General features: G+C 49.1%; 14 protein-coding genes. 10 read left to right on the forward strand and 4 right to left on the reverse strand.

Features of this window, described 5'->3' with window-relative positions:
* Positions 1-312 precede the first annotated feature (312 nt).
* The 5 genes from AAHB90_RS16785 (at position 313) to AAHB90_RS16805 (ending at position 10,121) form a co-directional block, all read left to right on the forward strand.
* A complete protein-coding gene (locus tag AAHB90_RS16785) occupies positions 313-3,555 on the forward strand; it encodes a SusC/RagA family TonB-linked outer membrane protein (protein WP_342086363.1) in 3,243 nt (1,080 codons plus the stop codon).
* A gap of 39 nt (positions 3,556-3,594) precedes the next feature.
* Positions 3,595-5,106 (forward strand): RagB/SusD family nutrient uptake outer membrane protein, encoded by a 1,512-nt coding sequence (locus AAHB90_RS16790; RefSeq protein WP_342086364.1) that lies wholly within the window; start codon positions 3,595-3,597, stop codon positions 5,104-5,106.
* Between the two features lie 275 nt (positions 5,107-5,381).
* Complete coding sequence (locus tag AAHB90_RS16795) at positions 5,382-8,078, forward strand: c-type cytochrome (RefSeq protein WP_342086365.1); 2,697 nt, start codon at positions 5,382-5,384, stop codon at positions 8,076-8,078.
* 243 nt (positions 8,079-8,321) lie between these two features.
* Positions 8,322-9,218, forward strand: a complete 897-nt coding sequence (locus AAHB90_RS16800) for a hydroxypyruvate isomerase family protein (RefSeq protein WP_342086366.1) — start codon at positions 8,322-8,324, stop codon at positions 9,216-9,218.
* 24 nt (positions 9,219-9,242) lie between these two features.
* Complete coding sequence (locus AAHB90_RS16805; RefSeq protein WP_342086367.1) at positions 9,243-10,121, forward strand: hydroxypyruvate isomerase family protein; 879 nt, start codon at positions 9,243-9,245, stop codon at positions 10,119-10,121.
* Positions 10,122-10,566: 445 nt separating this feature from the next.
* Here the strand turns inward: AAHB90_RS16805 and AAHB90_RS16810 are convergent, their stop codons facing one another.
* Both AAHB90_RS16810 and gyrA read right to left on the reverse strand, forming a co-directional pair.
* The gene (locus AAHB90_RS16810; protein WP_342086368.1) at positions 10,567-12,024 is read right to left on the reverse strand and encodes a tetratricopeptide repeat protein; all 1,458 of its coding nucleotides are present in this window, start codon (positions 12,022-12,024) and stop codon (positions 10,567-10,569) included.
* Between the two features lie 72 nt (positions 12,025-12,096).
* Complete coding sequence (gyrA, locus tag AAHB90_RS16815; RefSeq protein ID WP_342086369.1) at positions 12,097-14,724, reverse strand: DNA gyrase subunit A; 2,628 nt, start codon at positions 14,722-14,724, stop codon at positions 12,097-12,099.
* A gap of 281 nt (positions 14,725-15,005) precedes the next feature.
* Between gyrA and AAHB90_RS16820 the strand changes: the two genes are divergently transcribed.
* The 5 genes from AAHB90_RS16820 to AAHB90_RS16840 all read left to right on the forward strand — a co-directional run bounded on the left by AAHB90_RS16820 (position 15,006) and on the right by AAHB90_RS16840 (position 20,010).
* Positions 15,006-16,310, forward strand: coding sequence for a gluconate:H+ symporter (locus AAHB90_RS16820; RefSeq protein ID WP_342086370.1), 1,305 nt, complete (start codon positions 15,006-15,008; stop codon positions 16,308-16,310).
* A gap of 238 nt (positions 16,311-16,548) precedes the next feature.
* The gene (locus tag AAHB90_RS16825; protein ID WP_250775386.1) at positions 16,549-17,025 is read left to right on the forward strand and encodes a RidA family protein; all 477 of its coding nucleotides are present in this window, start codon (positions 16,549-16,551) and stop codon (positions 17,023-17,025) included.
* An 86-nt stretch (positions 17,026-17,111) separates the two neighbouring features.
* Complete coding sequence (locus AAHB90_RS16830; protein ID WP_342086371.1) at positions 17,112-18,224, forward strand: D-TA family PLP-dependent enzyme; 1,113 nt, start codon at positions 17,112-17,114, stop codon at positions 18,222-18,224.
* A gap of 211 nt (positions 18,225-18,435) precedes the next feature.
* A complete protein-coding gene (locus tag AAHB90_RS16835) occupies positions 18,436-19,506 on the forward strand; it encodes a dipeptidase (protein WP_342086372.1) in 1,071 nt (356 codons plus the stop codon).
* 240 nt (positions 19,507-19,746) lie between these two features.
* Positions 19,747-20,010, forward strand: coding sequence for a hypothetical protein (locus AAHB90_RS16840; protein ID WP_342086373.1), 264 nt, complete (start codon positions 19,747-19,749; stop codon positions 20,008-20,010).
* 121 nt (positions 20,011-20,131) lie between these two features.
* On the opposite strand, the gene AAHB90_RS16845 is transcribed toward AAHB90_RS16840, so the two are convergent.
* Positions 20,132-20,695: a DinB family protein gene (locus AAHB90_RS16845; protein WP_342086374.1), complete on the reverse strand. Its 564-nt coding sequence runs from the start codon at positions 20,693-20,695 to the stop codon at positions 20,132-20,134.
* 72 nt (positions 20,696-20,767) lie between these two features.
* Positions 20,768-21,352: a Crp/Fnr family transcriptional regulator gene (locus tag AAHB90_RS16850; protein WP_342086375.1), complete on the reverse strand. Its 585-nt coding sequence runs from the start codon at positions 21,350-21,352 to the stop codon at positions 20,768-20,770.
* Positions 21,353-21,364: the final 12 nt, after the last annotated feature.

A 21,364-nucleotide genomic window follows, 5' to 3' on the forward strand; every position in this document is an offset into this window, starting at 1 on the left:
ATTAAAACCAGACAGAGCAGGACAGTCTGTTCTCGCATTCCTTCTACTATTGCATTAATGTTACTTTAAGTATGAATAATTGTCTTTTACACGTCAGTAAGACATTTATTTCTTAGAGTATTCCAACTTCTTCATCAACGATAAATCTGCCAGCTTTCAGGCCAAAATTCTGCCTTTTCCCGACCCGACAATTTGTTCACTTAAACCGAAAACTATGAGAATAGAAAGCTTAACCGATTAACCCCGCTTCCCGGACGTCTTAAACAAATGCGCCCGGGCCTCTGCTAATTACTAAATCTAAAAATGAAGCTTATGAATCAATTTCGACAATCTCCTTATTATGGCCGATTGAATTCGATCCTGAAACTCTCCGTGGGCCAGGCGCTCATTGGAGTGGCTTGCGGATTCAACGCAATGGCCGATAATAGTTTAAATCTTAACCCGCTGGTTGTAAGCAATATCACCGCCGACCGGACGATCAAGGGAAAGGTAACCGACGACACCGGCGAAAAGCTGCCGGGTGTGAGCGTGGTTTTGAAAGGCACCACGATAGGAACGGTGTCCGATGCGGACGGGATATATTCCATTAATGTCCCTGATAAAGGTGGTGTCCTTATATTCTCTTCGGTAGGCTTTCTCAGCCAGGAAGTACCTGTCGGAAATGGGGCGACGATCGATATCAAACTGGCCACCGACGCCAAAGCGCTCACCGAAGTCGTGGTTGTAGGTTATGGTAGCCAGTTGAAAAAAGAAATTACAGGTGCGGTACAGACCGTGAAAAGTGAGGAACTGAAAGATATTCCGGTATCGCAGGTAACTCAAAAACTGCAAGGACGTCTCGCGGGCGTGCAGATTAACCAAACCACCGGTAAGCCGGGGCAGGGGATGTCGGTGCGTATCCGCGGGCAAGTTTCGGTGACGGCTGGTAGCGACCCGCTTTACGTCATCGACGGCTTCCCGATCACCGGTACCATCGGCCAGATGAACCCGGATGAAATCGAAGACATTACGATTTTGAAAGATGCCGCGTCGACGTCCCTTTACGGATCGCGGGCGGCTAACGGCGTTGTGCTCATTACCACCAAGCGCGGCACGCCAGGCAAGACCAGCGTGAGCTTTAATGCGTTTGCAGGGATTCAGAAGGTCCCGATGAGAGGACGTGTAAAAATGCTGAATGCAGAAGAATTCGCTCAGTTCAAGAAGGAAATGTATGAGGATGAAAACAAGCCAGTACCTGGTGAGTTTTCCGACCCGTCCAAATACCGCGGCGCAAACAACGACTGGTATGACGCATTGCTGCGTACTGCACCGATCCAGAGCTACAACCTGACGATCAGCTCCAACAAGGAGAACATGCGTACATCGCTCGTTGCCGGTGTATTTAATCAGAAAGGTGTCGTGCTTAACAACAACTACAAGCGCTACTCGCTTCGTATGAACACCGAATACGACATATCGAGCAAGGTAAAAATCGGATTCAACGTGGCACCACAGTTTGTTTACGACAATACGCCGAGAACGGATGGTGACCGTGGTACCGGAGTGCTTTTCAATGCTCTGCACACCTGGCCGGTAATGCCGATCCGCGATGCTAATGGGAACCTGACTAAGTTCAACACATTCCCAAGCAGCACCGGTAACATCTTCAACTACCCGAACTGGGTCCGTGCCGCCAACGAGTTGACCAACGAAACGAAGATCAACAAGCTGCTCGGTAACACATATATCCAGTACACCCCGATCAAGGGGCTTACGCTGAAATCAACGTTGAACGTCGAAATGGAGAGCAACAAGTTCTTCTTCTTCAACCCCTCGACGGCCACCAGCGCAATTAACGTTCCCATCCCGACCACGGCAGTTTCAATCCGCCAGAACTATCAGAACTTCTCGTGGCTGAACGAAAACCTTGCGACATACAGCCACAGTTTCAATGAGAAACACAACTTTGAAATACTGGGTGGTTTTACGCAACAACGTTTTCGCCAGGAATTTGACCGTATCACGGCCAATACCTACACCGACGACCGTCTGCCGACTATCCAGGGTGCGATCAACATCGACCGCGGGGGCAGTTTCAACGTGAATGGCATCTCAGGTTCCAACACTTTCAATGGTGCCAACGAGTGGGCGCTGATGTCGTACATTTCACGTCTGACCTATAACTACAAAGGCAAATATCTATTCACGGCGGCTGTGCGTGCGGATGGTTCCTCCCGTTTCGGTTCAAACAATCGGTGGGGTACTTTCCCTTCCGCTTCTGTGGGATGGGTTATTTCAGATGAAAACTTCATGCAGTCGATACCCAAAGTATCATTCGCCAAGGCGCGCGCCAGTTATGGGGTGATCGGTAACAACAACATCGGTAATTACACCCAGTATGCTTTGGTAAACAACACGACGAATGCCGTGTTCGGAAGCACGGTAGCAACCGGTGCCCAGGTAACTTCATTGTCAAACAGCAATCTGGGTTGGGAAACTACCAAGCAGTTTGACGCCGGACTAGACCTGGGTCTCTTGAACGACCGAATTCAGTTTATTTACGATTTCTATACCAAACGGACTACGAATCTGCTTTACGCGGTTCAGATTCCGCAGGAATCCGGTTTCTCAAACTATAATGACAACATCGGTGAGATCAAATTCTGGGGGCATGAATTCTCCCTTACCACCCGTAACCTCGTTGGTAAGTTAATATGGACAACCAATGCTAACATTTCCATTAACCGTAACAAAGTAATGGAACTGGCTCCGGGCATCGACCGTGTGTACGGTACTTTCCACATTACCCAGGTAGGCCGGCCGTTTGGTCAGTTCTATGGTTTGGTAAAAGACGGCTTTTACACGAGCAAGGAGGAATTGGCCAGCAACGCAATCATCCCGGGTCGTTCGGCTATCGGTACCATCAAGTTCAAGGATATTAACGGTGATGGTGTGATTACCAACGGAGGCGACGCCGACGACCGCACGATCATTGGAAACCCTTTCCCTAAATTCACCTACGGTCTGACCAACACACTAAGCTACGGTGGTTGGGATTTGTCAATCACCGGATCGGGCTCGCAGGGTAACCAGCTTTGGGTACGCCACTTGTACAGTACTGCCAACCTCGACGGTGTATTTAATATGGTGGCTGGTGCCAAGGATCGCTTCCGCGTGAAAAACGGCGTAAACCCTGTAACCGGTGTTGTAGAAGCTCAAACGGTGATCACTCCGGGTAAAGGCATGTATGGTGCTACCAACAACGGTGGTAACTATACAGGTATCGAGCGCGACTGGAACAGCTCGCACTTCCTGGCCAATGCTTCGTACTTCACCATCAAGAACATCACGCTGGGTTACAATATGGGTGGTATTAACAAGTTTTTCAAGTCGGCACGCTTGTATGCGAGCGTTCAACAGGTTTATGTGTTCACCAAATATTGGGGCGGACCTAACCCTGAAACGAGCGCTCAGGGCGACGGACAAGGAGATGGCGGTAACCTGAGCCAGGGTGTGGATCTTTCCAACTATCCGGTACCACGTACCTGGACACTCGGTTTGAACCTCAACTTCTGAGCCTGACTTGTAAAACATCTCATCTTAATTTTGATAGAAATGAAAATAAAATATATATCAGCATGGTTTCTTGCAGCAGGGATCATGGCCGGATGCGGGGATAAGTTCCTGACCGTTAACCCGGAAACCGCATTGAGCTCGAACAACTTCTTTACATCTGAAAATGACTTTAAGCAAGCGGTAAACGCGGCATACGAACCATTCCGTCAGATGTTCAATGAGCGCGCGTGGATTTTGGAAGAAATGCACTCGGACAATACCTATTATGCCCGGAACAAGCTCTACGGAGCTGTTGACCCTACGGAAAACGTGGCGGATTTCGCGGTACCGACAGCGAACGGCGTGACAGCCAACGATAACGTACTGGTGCAGTACCGTCTGAACTTCCGGATCATCGCGCGGACGAACCAGATCCTGGCACTGATCGACGGTGTCGATTTCGACGCGGCATCCAAGGGAAACCTGAAAGGACAGGCTTTGTTTCTTCGCGCGTTCGCTTATTTTGACCTGGTGCGGCTTTTTGGCAAAGTACCTCTTCACCTGGTGCCCGTAACTGGCCGTGACGATGCGCCTGTTCCGCTGGCAACTACTGAGCAGGTTTACGCACAAATCGAGAAAGATGCGAAAGAGGCCATAACCGGCCTTTACGATAAAGCCAAGCAGGAAGCAGGACGCGTTACTTCGGGTACAGCGAGAACCTTGCTGGCCAACCTTTATATTACTCAAAAGAAGTGGGCCCTGGCCGAGCCGCTGCTGAAAGAAGTCGTATCGAGTGGTCAATACGCATTGATGCCTGATTACAACGACGCATTCTCGACAACGACCGGCAACAAAAACAACAAGGAGTCGGTTTTTGAAATCCAGTACATGGAAGGATCGTCAGGGTACAATGGTAACCAGATTTACCGCTTCATTCCGTCACCGATCACGGCAGCTGAAATCGCGCCGATCACCGGAACATCGAACCCGCAGCCGACATCTCAGGAAAGTAACAACATTCCTACGCCTGACCTGATCGCCGCCTATGAAGCAGGGGATAAAAGAAAGGATATTTCGATCGGAACGGTAACGCTGAGCACGTCGCTCGCTGATAACAAGGTTTACCCTTACATCAAAAAATACGCGCGCCCGCATTCGCTGCATAACAACACCGGCCAGAACTGGCCCGTTTATCGCTATGCCGAAGTGCTCCTGTTCCTGGCCGAATCCCTGAACGAGCAAGGCAAACCTGCCGACGCAGCTACCTACCTGAACCAGGTCCGTGCACGTGCAGGACTGACAGCGACCAAGGCAGCATCACAGGCGGATATGCGTGAAGCGATCTTCAAAGAGCGAAGGGTAGAGCTGGCATTTGAAAACAAACGTTGGTTCGATCTTACACGCACAGGCCGCGTGAAGGAAATTATCGGAGCGTACGGCGCCAAAGTGAAAGCCAACCCGGCTGCCTACTATTTCCCGGCAGGAGCCGTTCCTCCGCCCAATGCATTCACCGTACTGGACGACTACTATGGTCTGCCTGCCGTTGAAGCTGCATTGACGCCACATTTCTGATGGATGAAAAGAATAAAAAAGTGCAGCAGGCGAAAGCTCGCTGCACTTTTTTCATTATAAGCATACTTATCCGCCCGATACCCCACAGAACAGGATAGTCACGTGGAAGTTTCGATCTAATATTGTATTTATCAGATTATTTAAAGTTTTAGTTTGCTTTATTTAAGAAGAATCAATCTCATCAAACAGAGCGTCGGGCCAGGACACATCCGGCTAAGCGCCGTAACGCTCGTCCTTTTTTATCAATCATATTTACTTAAACTCTGAGCTGTAAAATGTACACAAAAAAACAATGGTTAAAACTTCCGATGACGCTCGCGGTGCTGCTCGCCGTAGGGGTCTTTTGTGGAGTGATGCTAAGTAACCGAACTGCCAAACACCGTCCTCCCGGCTCAAAGGTCGATAAACTGAAACTCCCAGATGGCTTCAAGGCCGATCATTTATATAGTGTTTCGGAAGAAAAGAACGGCTCGTGGGTATCTATGACCTTCGACAACAAGGGCAGAATGATCACTTCCGACCAATATGGTGGATTGTACCGGCTGGTGCTGCCGGCTATCGGCTCTACCGACAAGCCTCAGGTTGAAGTACTTAAAATTGAAGGCGACACCGCAAAAGTGGCCATGGGTTATGCGCACGGTTTGCTGTACGCATTCAATAGTCTTTATGTGATGATCAACAACCGGTCGAATGCACGTTTCCCCAAAGGAAGCGGCCTGTACCGCTTGCAGGATACGGATAATAACGATCAGTATGACAAGATCACGCTCATCAAACCGCTGAAAGGCGAAGGCGAGCATGGTCCGCACAGTATCGTGATGGCGCCTGATCAGAAGTCGCTGTTCGTAGTGGCAGGTAACTTCACCGACCTTCCCCAAATGGACATCTACCGTTTGATGCCGAACTGGAAAAACGATAACCTCTTCCCATTCATCAAGGACCCGCGCGGCCATGCCACGGATCGCAATGCACCGGGAGGCTGGATCGCACATACTGATCCGGAAGGAAAAAACTGGGAGTTGTACACTGCCGGTTTCCGTAACCCCTACGACATTGCATTCAATGAAGCGGGTGATCTTTTCGCCTACGACTCAGATATGGAGTGGGATTTCGGAACACCCTGGTACCGTCCGACACGTGTTTGCCATGCGGTAAGCGGCGGCGAGTTCGGTTGGAGAACGGGCTCTGCCAACACTTCACCAGCATTTGCAGATTTCCTTTCGCCCGTCATGAACATCGGACAAGGATCGCCTACCAACCTGATTTACCTGAAAGACGCGCGTTTCCCGGCAAAATACAAAAACACATTGCTCGCATTCGACTGGAGTTTTGGTATTGTGCACGGTTTGCACCTGAAACCAAGCGGTTCGACTTACACTGCTGATCACGAGGAATTCTTATCGGGAGCTCCGCTTCCGTTGACCGACGGCGCCATCGGCCCTGACGGTGCGTTATACTTCCTGACGGGCGGTCGTCGGTTGGAGTCGGATCTTTACCGTGTATATTATGGTGATTATAAGAACATTGCACCCGGATCAAATGCAGCGACCCCGGTTATCACCAACGAGCACAAGCAGCGCACCGCTATCGAAGAATACCATGTTAAAAAAGATCCGAAAGCGATCGACCAGGCGTGGCCATTGCTAAAAAGCCAGGATCGTTTCCTGCGCTACGCAGCCCGGTTGGCTATTGAACATCAGCCTGTAAGCCAGTGGGAAAGCAAAGTTTACGAAGAAAAAGATCCTCAGTCAATCATTTACGCGGCCATCGCGCTGGGCCGCCAGGGCGATTCTACGAAAGTAGGAGGGCCCCTTTTGAAAAAACTGACGACCATCGACTACGCGAAGCTTGACGACCTGAACAAACAGGCACTCTTGCGTGCCGTGGAAGTGATCCTGTACCGTACAGGCCAGCCTGATGCTGCTACGAAAGCCGCATTGATCGGTTATCTGAACCCTAAGTATCCTTCACCTAATGCATTACAAAACAGATTCTTAGCAAAAATTCTTGTAACTATCGAAGCACCGAAGGTAGTTGAAAAGACCCTGGCGCTGATCGCGAAAAACGAGAAGTTCGATGACAAGGACAACGAAATGGTTACCGCCTCTGCAGACCTGATCTTGCGTAACCCGCAATACGGTCTTGACCTGGCTGGTTTGCTGGAAAAAATGCCGCCGCAACAGCAGACATTCTACGCGATTATGCTAAGCAGCGCGAAAACCGGCTGGACACCCGCATTGCGCGAAGCGTATTTCAAATGGTTCCACAAAGCATTCAGTTACCAGGGCGGACGCAGCTACATTGGCTTTATCGACAAGGCCCGTCAGCTCGCATTGAAAAACGTTCCAGGCGATAAAGTGGCTTATTACAATAAACTGTCTGGTTCTGACTTACTTACAGGAACAGGAAATGACCTTGTAAAGCTCTATACGCCGAAAGGCCCTGGCCGTGGATGGAAAGTTGACCAGGCTGTCGAACTCGTGAAAGACAGTCTCACCAACCGTGATTTCGAGCGCGGCAAGCAGATTTTCTCAGCTGTACTTTGCAGTCGCTGCCATACCATCCAGGGCGAAGGTGCGGACGTGGGGCCAGAGTTGACACAATTGGGAACCCGCTTCTCCGTAAAAGACATGCTCGAAGCGATCATCGAACCCGACAAAGCCGTGTCTGACCAATACGCTTCTATCTCATTCCAGATGAAAGACGGACAGTCGATCGTTGGTCGCGAGGTAAACCAGGATGCGAACTTCTATTATGTTTCTCAAAACCCGTTTGATCCGAAAACGATCCGGAAAGTGGCTAAAAAAGACGTCGTGTCGAGCAAAATATCGCCCGTGTCCATGATGCTCCCAGGACTTATCAACGGGTTGAACCCCAACGAACTGAGAGATCTGGTAGCCTATCTGATGGCTGGCGGCAACAAAAACAACCCGATCTATTCCGAATCCGGAGGAGCGAAAAGCGGAAAATAGATCACATGATTTTTTGAGTAGATTATAATTAATTAGGCTTAAGATAGTGGTGCTGCGTGTTGATCCTGATGCTTTCAAGGCAAAAATGGGTCCGGCGGCATCACTACTTTTTTGTGGGAACTGCTAAACAGAAGACCGGCGAATAATAGACGTATATCAATAGACGTTCATAACCGGAAAAAGGGTAGGGGGCGCAATGCGCAAAAGGATCAAATATTATATTTTCAGATAGTTAACTTATAAATGAAGTCACTCTCAAATCGAAGAAAAGCACTCAAAAGCATGGCAGCAGCGGCCGGCCTGGGTACGTTTTCAAGCTCTCTTGCCGGTGCGTTCGCCGCGTCGCAAAAGGCGCTTGGCCCTCAGCTGAATGGCAAGATCAATCACTCCGTATGCAAATGGTGTTATAGTAAAATCCCATTGGACACCTTCGCGCAGGAATGCAAGAAGATCGGACTGACGTCCATCGAACTGTTGGGCCCGGAGGAATGGCCGGTCATTCAAAAATACGGACTTACCTGTGCGCTGCCCTGGGGCGAAGGACTTACACGCAGCATCGACAAGGGTTTCAACGACCCTAAAAATCACGAAGAGCTGATCAAAGGATTTGAAGATGTAATCCCCAAAGTACGCGCAGCGGGTTATGACAAGATTATCTGCTTTTCGGGTAACCGCCGCGGAATGTCGGATTACGACGGGATCCGGAATTGTGCCGAAGGTATCCGCAAACTGATCCCGACTTGTGAAAAACATAATGTGACGCTGGTTATGGAGCTGCTGAACAGCAAAGTCAACCACAAAGATTATATGTGCGATCGGACAGAGTGGGGTGCTGCCCTTTGCGAAGCTGTTGGTTCTGAGAAGTTTAAGCTGCTCTACGACATTTACCACATGCAGATCCAGGAGGGCGACGTGGTAGCAACGATCAAAAAGTACCATAAATACATTGCGCACTATCATACGGGCGGTGTGCCAGGACGCCACGAGATCGACGAAACGCAGGAACTTTACTATCCGGCGATCATGCAAGCCATTGTTGAAACCGGTTACAAAGGATTCGTAGGGCAGGAGTTCATCCCAAGCCGCGGCGACGATCTGGCTTCGCTCAAACAGGGCGTTACCATTTGTGACATTGCCTAATCACTGATATTCAAAAAGCTTATTATGCCAACCAGAAGAAACGCATTAAAAAATATAGTAGCAGGAACCGTCACAGGAGCCGGTATCATGTCTATTTCAGAGGTTTTTGCAAAAAACAAAGCTGTACTGGGTACTAAACTGAATGGTAAGATCAACCACTCGGTCTGTAAATGGTGCTACGGTAAAATCCCGCTTGACAGCTTTGCACAGGAATGCAAAAAAATCGGGATCACGTCCATCGAGCTGCTCGGACCGGAAGATTGGCCGACATTGAAAAAGTACGGGCTCACGTGTGCGTTGCCTAATGGCGCGGGCATGGGTATCGAAAAAGGGTTCAACGACCCGGCCCTGCACGACGAACTTGTCAAAAGTTACGAGGACATTTTTCCAAAACTAAAAGAAGCCGGCTACAAAACCGTCATCTGCTTTTCGGGCAACCGCCGCGGCATGTCCGATTACGATGGCATGCGCAACTGCGCGATTGGTCTGCGCCGGTTAATGCCGTCAGCTGAAAAGTACGGCATTACCATGATCATGGAATTGCTCAACAGCAAGGTCAATCACAGAGACTATATGTGTGACCACACTGCCTGGGGTGCCGGACTTTGTGAGATGGTAGGTTCCGAGAACTTCAAATTGCTTTACGACATTTACCACATGTCGATCATGGAAGGTGACGTCATCGCGACCATCAAGCAATACTACAAATACATCGGGCATTACCATACAGGAGGCGTTCCCGGCCGCGCAGAAATCGACGAGACGCAGGAACTGTATTACCCGGCGATCATGAAAGCGATCGTTGAAACGGGTTTCAACGGATTCGTCGCGCAAGAGTTCATTCCCAAGCGCGAGCCGCTGGCTTCTTTGAAGCAATGCGTTGGAATTTGCGATATTGCCTGACAGAAGAGCTGGGTCATCTAACGATTTTACGCTTAATATTGCCTGAAAAAGTCGCTTGAAGCGCATCAAAAGCCTTCAAATCGACATTTTCAGGCAATATTTGATTTTAATCACCGAATTTCATCCCGCTTAAAAATTCACTAAAAATCCTCTATTACAGCAAATTAAACCGCTTAAAACATAAAATATACAGCCTGACATTTGCACAAAAATTATTGTTCGATATCCAGGACAGGCTGATAAAATCTCGCGGCTATTAAAACGACGTGGACAGGAGCTCGAAAACGAACCGACGTGGCCAGGCAACTGCCTAATGAAATCCACATCTGATTGTTGTATAATTTATATTATGTTAAATAGATATTCCTAAACGAAGAGAGCATCGATTTCCCGATGCTCTCTTCTATCTTATAAGCTGGTGCGAAGCTACTGCCTCTTGCCATTCCTATTCCTCAATACAAGCGACTCCTTTTGCAGCGAACTGTTCGAGAACGCCGTTCAGGTTTGTCAGGTTATCCTTAGCCTCAGCTTCGTCCTTAGCCTGGATCGCTTTTTCGAAATATGGTTTCGCTTTTTTGAATTTACCGCAAACACGGCCTTCAACTTCCTTACCACGCTGCTGGTATTCAGTCATGTTCATATTATCCACTTCACCTTTCAGCTGTACGGCTTCGTTGAAATAGAAAACTCCCAGGTTATAAAGCGCATCGTAGTTGGTTGCATCGATTTCCAAAGCCTTTTTGTAATTCAATACAGCTTTTTCGCTTGCTTCTTTTTGTTTTGCTTTCGCATCAGCAAGTTCTTTTTCCAAAGCAGCTACATCCTGTCCCTTTGAAGCTTCCTGTGCAGCTTTTACGTCACCTTCCAGTTTGGCGATCGCTTGTACACTCTCTTTCTTCTTCGCATTCACGTCAGCGAGCTGGCGTTTCAGGTCAGCATTTTTCGGCTGCTTCTTGATCAACGCGCCGATACGTTTTACCTCGCCGTCGTAAACCTCGATCTTACCTTTTTCAGCATCCAGGGCTTTTGTAGCAGTGGCAACCGCATTGTTACCTGAGCCAACTTTACCACTCAACTGCTTCACTTTGTCGGTAGCTGTTCTGTACATGTTATCGTACAAGATAGCCAGGTTTACCACATTCTGGGTGTTTTTAGGATCAGCTACGGCCAGAGCTTCCAGCTCTTTGATAGCCTGGTCTTCTTTACCCGATGCCAGCAAAATGTTCACAACTTCCGCTTTCAGGTCTTTGTTATCCGGCGACTGCTTCAAACCGTTATTCAAAGCTTCGATAGCTTTATCGAAATTGTTTTCAGAACGGTACAATTGAGCCAGACCGTAGAAAACGCTGGGGTCTTTACCGCCGTTAGCAGCATATTTCTCAAAGGAAGTTTTCGCAATGTCCTTTTTATCAAGCTGTTGAGCAGCAATACCGCCATAAAGCGATGCGAGCGTATCCTTTTTGTTGATCTCCTGAGCAGCCTGGAACATTTCCAAAGCACCATTCAGGTTTTTAGCCTGGTATTTTTCAGCACCTTGCTTTACGAATGCATTGAAAAGCTGGGTTCCTTCTCCACCGGCAATTACGTTAGCGGCTTCCTTCGAAGATTTTCCCGGCTCCCCTTTCTTCGTAACATCCAGCTCAACAACCTTTTTGTAGGCTTCCAAAGCCGTTTTTGCTGCACTAGAATCTACTTCTGAACCTTGTAGGGCTATGTTTTCATAAAGTTTGGCGCGTTCGAGCCAGAATGCAGCCTTAGCACTTGCTTTGGGGTCAGTGGCATCTTTATCGCTTTTTTCTTTATCCTTACGAAATCCATCTACCAAAGCCTTGTTCACAGCGTCCTGCGCTATCGCAGCACAGCCGAACAGGCTAAGTGCAGAAACAAAAAACAGTTTTTTCATAAATATTAACTTTGGTTGTGATTGATTGTTCGAGTTCTAAATATAAATCAATTAATATAAATTTTACAAAAATCATGCCTCTGCGTCGTCGGAAGGCTCTTCGTCGTCCTCCTCTTCATCATCAGCAACATCTTCGTCTTCCTCGTCCAACTCATCCGTTACCAATATATCTTCGGCCGATGCGCCTTCAACCTGCGCTACCGGTTTTGGAACTACGTTTCCTTCTTCGTCCAGTTCTTCGGCTTTTTCATCCGGATCTTTCAGAATGCGGGTTACCGACGTGATCTCATCCGAGCTGTTCAGACGGATCAGTTTCACACCCTGCGTATTACGCCCTGCCTGACGAATATCCAGCACGCTCATTCTGATCGCGATACCATTGCGTGTGATGATCATCAGATCGTCCTCTTCGGTTACCTCGCGGATGGCCACCAGTTTACCCACCTTGTCGGTAGCATTCATAGTCGAAACCCCTTTACCACCACGATTGGTAACGCGATAACTTTCTATTGCAGAGCGCTTTCCGAAACCATTTTCTGATACTACCAGCAATTGAGCATCTTCCCGGCTGATACAAACCATACCGATCACCTTATTGTCAGGATCGTTCAGATTGATACCACGCACACCGGCAGCGGTACGGCCCATTGGCCTTACACCTTTTTCATTGAAACGCACTGCACGACCGGCCGCTGACGCAATCACGATGTCGTTGTCGCCGTTAGTCAATGCCACGTTCAGCAAACGGTCACCCTCGTTAATTGAAATCGCGATGATACCATTTGTGCGCGGACGCGAATAAGCTTCGAGCAAAGTCTTTTTGATGGTGCCCTGCTCGGTACACATAATGAGGTAATTATTGTTGATATAATCATCATCCGACAAGGTTTTCACATTGATCACCGAGCGGATTGAATCACCGGTCTCGAGGCTGATCAGGTTTTGGATCGGGCGGCCTTTCGAAGTTTTGCTTCCTTCGGGCACTTCGTACACCTTCATCCAGAACAACTTACCGAATTCCGTGAATATCAAAAGGTAGTTAAGCATTGTCGCAGAGAACAAATGCTCGGTGAAGTCGGTATCCTTGGTTTTCACACCACGTGAGCCAACCCCTCCCCTTGTCTGCGTACGGTATTCAGAAAGCGGAGTACGTTTGATATAACCTTCTTTGGAAATGGTAATAAGCATTTCCTCGTCGGCGATCATGTCTTCGTCACTGAATTCCTCAGCAGAGAACTCGATTGTCGTCCTGCGCGCGTCACCGTAGCGTTCCTTGATATCAGAAAGTTCGGTTTTGATGATTTCGTACTTACGGAATTCGTTGGCGAGAATGTCTTTCAAGTCGGCGATCAGCACCATGATCTCTTCATATTCCTTCACGATCTTCTCTCTTTCCAGACCGGTCAGACGTTGCAAGCGCATATCCAGAATTGCACGCGCCTGGATTTCAGACAGGCTGAATTGTTCCATCAATCCGGTCTTGGCCGTTTCCGGATCACGCGCCGCACGGATCAATGCGATTACCGCATCGAGATTGTCCAATGCGATCAGCAAGCCCTGGAGAATGTGCGCACGCTTTTCAGCTTCGCGTAGTTCGTACTCCGTCCGGCGGGTAATTACCACGATCCGGTGGTCTACATAATGCTTGATCAGATCTTTCAGGTTCAGCAACACCGGGCGGCCTTTGACCAGCGCCACATTGTTCACCCCGAAAGAGGTTTGCAATGGTGTGTATTTGAACAAATGGTTCAATACAATATTAGGTATAGCATCTTTTTTCAGATCGAAAACGATGCGCATACCGTCACGGTCCGACTCGTCGCGGATGTCGGAAATACCGTCGAGTTTCTTGTCGTTGATCAGCGACGCGATCCGTTCGATCATCGCCGCTTTATTGATCATATAAGGTATTTCGGTCACGATGATCTGCTCGCGGCCAGTCTTCGAAACCTCGAACTGTGCCTTCGAACGCATGATAATGCTACCGCGGCCGGTTTCCATGGCCGAACGAACCCCATTGTAACCGTAAATGATACCACCCGTCGGGAAGTCCGGAGCTTTTACGTGCTCCATCAGTTCCGGAATTGTAATGTCGTTGTTGTCGATGTAAGCCAGCACGCCGTCCACTACTTCACTCAGGTTGTGCGGCGCCATATTGGTGGCCATACCTACTGCGATACCGGATGATCCGTTCACCAGCAGGTTAGGAAATTTGGCAGGAAGAACCGTAGGTTCGCTCAGCGAGTCATCGAAGTTGGGTTGGAAGTCAACCGTATCTTTGTTCAGATCCGCGAGCAACTCGTCGGCAATTCTTTTCAGCCTGGCCTCCGTGTAACGCATCGCCGCCGGGTTATCACCGTCGACAGATCCAAAGTTACCCTGACCATCGACGAGGGGGTAACGCAGCGACCACGGCTGGGCCATACGTACCATCGTATTGTAAACGGAGGAGTCGCCATGCGGGTGGTATTTACCCAAAACCTCTCCTACAATACGAGCCGACTTCTTATGAGCCCGGTTGTAGCTTACGCCCAGATCGTCCATTCCGTAAAGGACCCGCCGGTGAACGGGTTTCAGACCATCGCGAACGTCAGGCAAAGCGCGGGAAATAATAACGGACATCGAGTAATCGATGTAGGCGCCACGCATTTCATCCTCGATATTAATCGGGATAATGTTTTCACCAGAAGATTCTGCCATAAACGATTAGAAAAGAATCAAATTTTAAAGTGGGCTAACCGATAGATTCAATTGCCCAGCGGATTAATACAATCTTATTGGTACTAAAAAGCCAAATTTCGCTATTTTAAAGCATTCTAACAAACTATCTTTTGTGCTATTTTGGGCCTTGGCTCGTATATGCGTGACTATCCGTACATTACCTCACAGAAATATCCGGGGGAAAACTAATTGGGCATGTATCATTAAAAATCCCGTTCTTCCAGCTTATTAGCAAAAGCTTAATTTTCGACAATTTCACTATGCCTTTACTATTAACCTTCATCGCGATCCTCGCGCTTATTTTACTTATTGCCTGGCTCAAAATCGATACATTCATTTCTTTTCTCCTCGTTTCCATCGCGCTGGGACTCGCGAGCGGGCTGGACGTGGACACGGTGAGCAAGGCCATTCAGAAAGGCGTGGGAGGCACCCTGGGGGACCTGGTGCTCATTGTCGGTTTTGGCGCGATGCTTGGGAAGATGGTCGCCGACAGTGGGGCGGCGCAGCGCATTACAGATGCGCTGATCAGCCTTTTCGGCCAGAAATATATCCAGTGGGGTATGGCACTCGCAGGGTTTGTGATAGGTATCCCATTGTTCTATAATGCAGGGTTTGTGATTGTAATCCCGCTGATTTTTATGATCAGTGCAACCGCGCGGTTACCATTATTATATATAGGTATTCCAATGTTATCCGCATTATCGGTAGCGCACGGGTACCTCCCACCCCACCCTTCCCCGGCCGCCATCGCCAGCCAGCTGCATGCCGACCTTGGTAAGACCCTATTCTATGGTATGATTGTTTCGCTGCCCGCCATCGCGGTGGCCGGCCCTATTTTCGGAAAAACCTTAAAACGCTTCCAGCCGAAACCCGACCAGGACCTGTTCGATGTGAAACCACGCCCCGCTTCCGAGCTTCCCGGCCTGGGGATCAGCGTCGTTACTGCGCTGCTTCCAGTGTTTCTACTCACGACCATGTCGGGCGTCAAGCGCATTTACCCCGGCAACAAACTGATCGCATTGCTGGCCGAGCCCTATTTCGGCATGCTTGTTTCGGTACTTTTCGCCGCTTATGTATTGGGTGTACAGCGTGGGCTGAGCATGAAAAAAGTGGGAAAATCAATGGAAGAGGCTTTCAAAGGCGTTTCAACCATTCTGCTAATTATCGCGGGGGCAGGCGTGTTTAAAGAAATCATGACGGCTAGTGGCGTGAGTACCTATATCGCCGAAAGCCTCAAAGGAATGGATATCTCTCCGCTCCTGCTCAGTTGGGCCATTGCGGCGGTAATCCGCGTTTGCGTCGGCTCCGCCACCGTGGCCGGCCTGACGACCGTCGGCATTCTCGCACCGCTGCTTGCCAACGCCGATGTGCCACCCGAACTGCTCGTACTCGCCATCGGATCAGGCAGTCTGATGTTTTCCCACCTGAACGACGGCGGCTTCTGGCTCTTCAAAGAATACTTCAATCTAAGTATCAAAGACACAATCCTGACCTGGTCGGTAATGGAAACAATTGTGTCAATAATGGGTTTGCTGGGCGTTTTAGTGCTAAATTTGTTCGTCTGAGATAATTTTGAATGATTGAATGATTGAATGACCGAATAGTCAGTTGTTGTCAAGCTTAGTCAGTTTGTCATTTGTCGTTTTCCAAACCCAATGACCACGCCTATCCATAGCTGACTAGAAATGATCATTCAATCATTCCCCGTTCCACGGCGGATCATTAATCATTCAATCAATCAATCATTCATTCATTCATTCATTCATTCATTCATTCATTCATTGAATCATTCAATCATTAAACATGGACAACACACCTGAATCAAACTTCGCAGCGCTTGGCCTCAACCTTCCTCCCGCCCCGAAACCGGTTGGCGTTTACAAACCCCTGTTGATCGTCGACAAACGTTGGGTTTACGTTTCCGGCCATGGTACTGTGCAGGACGATGGTTCGCTGATCAAAGGACGCATAGGAAAGGACCTGGATGCAGAACAGGGCAAGCTCGCCGCACGTCAGGTAGGTCTGGCCATTTTATCGACATTGAAAGCCAATCTGGGCAGTCTTAACCGTGTTAAAAGAGTTATCAAAGTCCTCGGTATGGTCAACTGCACAACCGATTTTGAAAAACATCCATTCATCATCAACGGATGCAGCGAGCTGTTCGCGAAAGTCTGGGGCGAAGAAAACGGCATCGGTGTAAGAAGCGCCGTCGGAATGGGCACATTGCCCGACAACATTCCGGTGGAGATTGAGGCAATGTTTGAGTTGGAAGAAAAATAATTTTGAGTGACAGAATGATTGAATGACTGAATATAGAATTTGGTTACGCAATCATTTGGTCATTCAATCATTCAAAATTCAAAAAGATGTCCTGGTACCAGCTGACCAATCCCGGAGAAGTCATATCTCCTTCACTCCTGTTCTACAAAGACCGCATCGAAAGCAATATCCGGAGTATGGTGAATATTGCTGGCTCGCCCGAACGGCTTGTGCCGCATGTTAAGACCCATAAATGCCCGGAAGTAGTTGAAATACAATTATCCGCTGGGATTTCGAAATTCAAGTGCGCAACCATCGCGGAAGCTGAAATGGTTGCAGGTACCGGCGCTCCATGGGTGCTGATCGCCTACCAGCTGGTCGGGCCGAATATCGACCGTCTTTTCTCGCTCCGTGAGAAATACCCGGCTACGACTTTCGCGTCTCTGATTGATAATGAACAAACTGCGGCCGTGCTGCACGAAGCCTCGCTCGCTCGCGGCGTTACAGCCACCGTCTTTCTGGATGTAAACAATGGCATGAACCGTACTGGCCATGCTACCGACGAAAGCCTGCTTTCGCTCTACCGCTATGTGAGCAACCTCGAAGGCCTTGCGTTCGGCGGCGTGCACATTTACGACGGCCATATCCGCAATCCCGAATTTTCGGAACGCAAAGCCGCGGCCGACGAGGCCTTTGAGAAAGCATTGCCCCTGCTCGATCGCATTGAAACCGAATGCGGCTATGAGCCGATGATCATCGTCGGCGGCTCGCCTTCGTTCACCGTCCACACGCTACGGCCTGATGTGTTCCTCAGCCCGGGCACAAATGTACTCTGGGACTGGGGTTATGGCGACCGTTTCGACGGCCAGCCTTTCGAGCACGCTGCATTGATACTAACGAGAGTAATTTCCAAGCCTGCCTCGGGCATCGTCACGATCGACCTGGGCCACAAAGCCATCGCCGCTGAAAATCCCATTGAAAATCGCCTTCGTCTGCTCAATCTGGCCGAATACACGCTAGTTGGACAGAGCGAGGAGCATGGCGTATTGCAGGTAGGCACGGAAGCCTGGGAAGCAATTCAGATCGGCGACGTCTTCTACGCCCTCCCCTACCACATTTGCCCAACCGTAGCACTGCACGATTTTGCAACCGTCATCGAAGATGGCAATGTAACCGGGGAATGGAAGATAACGGCCCGCAGCAGGCGGATAGGTATTTAATTTTGAATGATTGAATGATTGAATGGATAGTCAGGTGTGGTCAGTTATTGTCAGGTGTGGTCATTGGGTTTGCAAAACAATAAATGACACACTGACTAAGCTTGACAACAACTGATTATTCAATCATTCAGTCATTCGATCATTCAATCACTAATCATTCAATCATTCCCCGTTCCACGGCGGATCATTCAGTCATTCAATCATTATAACAATGTTCCTCTTCGACGCACATCTCGATCTTTCCATGAATGCCGTGGAATGGAACCGCGACCTGACCCAAGACTTATATGCAATCCGCGACCGTGAAAAGCACCTTACCGACAAGCCCGATCGTGGCAAAGGGGTGGTGAGCTTTCCGGAAATGCGCAAAGGGAATATCGGCATTTGTGTAGCCACCCAAATCGGCCGGTACATCAAGCCCGACAGCAAAATCCCTGGCTGGCATTCGCAGGCCCAGGCGTGGGCGATCACCCAGGCGCAGGTAGCGTGGTACAAAGCCATGGAAGAAGCCGGTGAAATGGTACAGATAACAGGGCTGGCTGGCCTAAGGAGCCACCTCGAACTCTGGCAGAATGCTGAAACGACCGAAGGCTTACCCATCGGCTACATTCTGAGTCTGGAAGGTGCCGATTCATTTGTAAGCCTAAAAAACCTCGAAACAGCCTACGGCTATGGGCTGCGTGCGATCGGGCCCGCGCATTATGGCCCGGGCGTGTACGCATACGGGACAGATTCCGATGCTCCGTTAAGCGAAAAAGGCAAAGACCTGTTACGCGAAATGGACCAGCTTGACATGATCCTCGACGCTACGCATTTGTGCGACACCGCTTTTTGGGAGGCGATGGATCTCTACAAAGGGCCTGTTTGGGCCAGCCATAACCTGGTGCGGGCCATCACACCGCACAACCGCCAGTTTTCCGACGAGATGATCAAGGTATTGCTGGAACGCGATGCGGTGATCGGTATGGCGTTCGATGCCTGGATGATGATCCCGGGTTGGGTTCGCGGTAAATCGACGCCCGAAAGTACCGGCCTGAAAATCGAACATATCGTTCAGCACATTGACCACATTTGCCAGATTGCAGGAAATGCATTGCACGTCGGCATCGGCTCCGACCTGGATGGCGCATACGGAAAAGAACAATCTCCCGGCGACCTGGATTCTATTGCGGATTTGCAAACCATTACGGGCCTCCTGGCGCAACGCGGTTATTCTGAAACCGACATCGAAAGGATTATGTGGCGCAACTGGGTTACTTTTCTGGAAAAGAACTGGGCCTGACGGCATTAGCCTACGGTCTCAGGAGAGTTTATTAAATCTAATAAATTCTTAATATAGCACTAAAAGGAGTTCTCAAAAAAGCTTCGCAACTTGGCATCATGGTTGCGAAGCTTTTTGTTTTTATTCCAAATTTTAAACCGACTTATTTGGAACGATTTTAAATAAGTAGTAATTTCGATTCATTAAATCAACAATCTAAACTCAACGGTAACATACCGACCACTAATTTCATGCAAAAAGATGGCCAATACATATAAGATTTTCTTCCGTACTCAAATTCAGGCGAGTAAATCGCTGCAAAAACTACACGACTGCCTGAAACAATTGAATGTAAAACACTGGGCTTACGATTTTCAGGACTTCCTGCTGACAATGACCTCCGAATTATCCGATTTCACGCGTATCGAGCTCGCCCTGCGCTCAGCGGGTTATGTTTGCCACTTTATCAAACTTGAAAATATGAATGAAACCCGGATGGAAACCAGCGGCGTTTCAATAGCGTAACATACTGACTATTAGCGGCTATCTACACCCTTTTCACGGGCAGTCATCCAGGTGGCTGCTTTTTTTATGCACGAACGGCCCGTGCAGAACCCGCACCGGCCGTTATGCAATGCATTGCTGGCTAATAAATGCTTTCGGGTACCAGGTTACGTTTTGCCTGCCTCATATGCCGCTCGTCGTGCGCGACAATAAATTGGAAAACATCACCCATTTTCATACGAATAAATGGCAGTATCGATATTGGAATGCGAATGGCGTCGAGATCTTTCCTGGCGCCTTCGCGCAGCAGATACAAAAGCTCCTCCCGCTGCCTGATGAACTCACTCACTACTGCGGCGGAATCCAGATGGGCAGGCGGAATGTGCCCTTTGAAAGCTTTAAATTTCCCCTTGCCCGTTTCCGGGTCCATCATTCGGGTAAAATACGCACCCAGCCAGGTGCTGGTAAAATCGTCCTTTTCCATCGACGGCGCTGCTCGAAGCTTTTCCCGCATTCTAGGCAAATAGTAATGGCCGTAACTGTTCAGATGATCCAGACATTGCGCGATGCTCCAACCTCCGTTTACCGACGGCCGGTTCAGAAACTCGTCGTCCCGGTTCTGGAACAATGCCACCGCGTCCGCGATATGTTGCTCAACCTGGTCGTCGAGGCGTTGAAGCAATGCTTTCTTATTGAAGTTCTTCATGGGCGTTCGATTAATAGACAATGCAAAGTTGCGCATCAGTGTTTTTGATTTTTTTGGTAAAAACCAACATTTTCAAATACGTACCCTATTCACAAGTTTGCTGAAATTGGTCGGATCGATGCCCAGGTAATTGGCGAGGTATTTGTGCGGTACGAGTTGCAGGATATGCGGACTTCGTTTAAGCAAATTCCGGAATTTATCTTCGGAAGAAAAGCATTGCACCTCCACAAGCCGTTCCAGAATACCCGAAAGCGTCTGCGTCATCCCCGCCCGTAGCATCCGTTCAACGGCCGGGCGTTCATATGCAACGGCCTTAAACTCGATATATGGCGCCCGGATGAAGCTCGAAGGCGTAAGCGTTTCATAATAGTAACGCGACGGCACCTCCATCAGTACCGAATCTATAATTCCGCCAAACGACGGCCGGTACGTGAATGCGATGGTCGCCTCCCGGTCCTGATCATCCAGGTAATAAATGCGCTGCACGCCATCCGTCACGAAATAGAGGTACCGCTCGGTTTCCCCCGCAGACGTGACAACCTCTTTCCTCCGCGCGGTGAACGGTTTCCAAATGCCCGACAATGCTTCCCAATCAGCATAATCGAGCGGGTGAATGGCCTGAACGACCGAGTGAAGCAATTTTAGCGATTCCTCCATAGAACCGCTAAA

It is taken from the genome of Dyadobacter sp. OTU695 (assembly GCF_038440355.1).
Taxonomy (GTDB): domain Bacteria; phylum Bacteroidota; class Bacteroidia; order Cytophagales; family Spirosomataceae; genus Dyadobacter.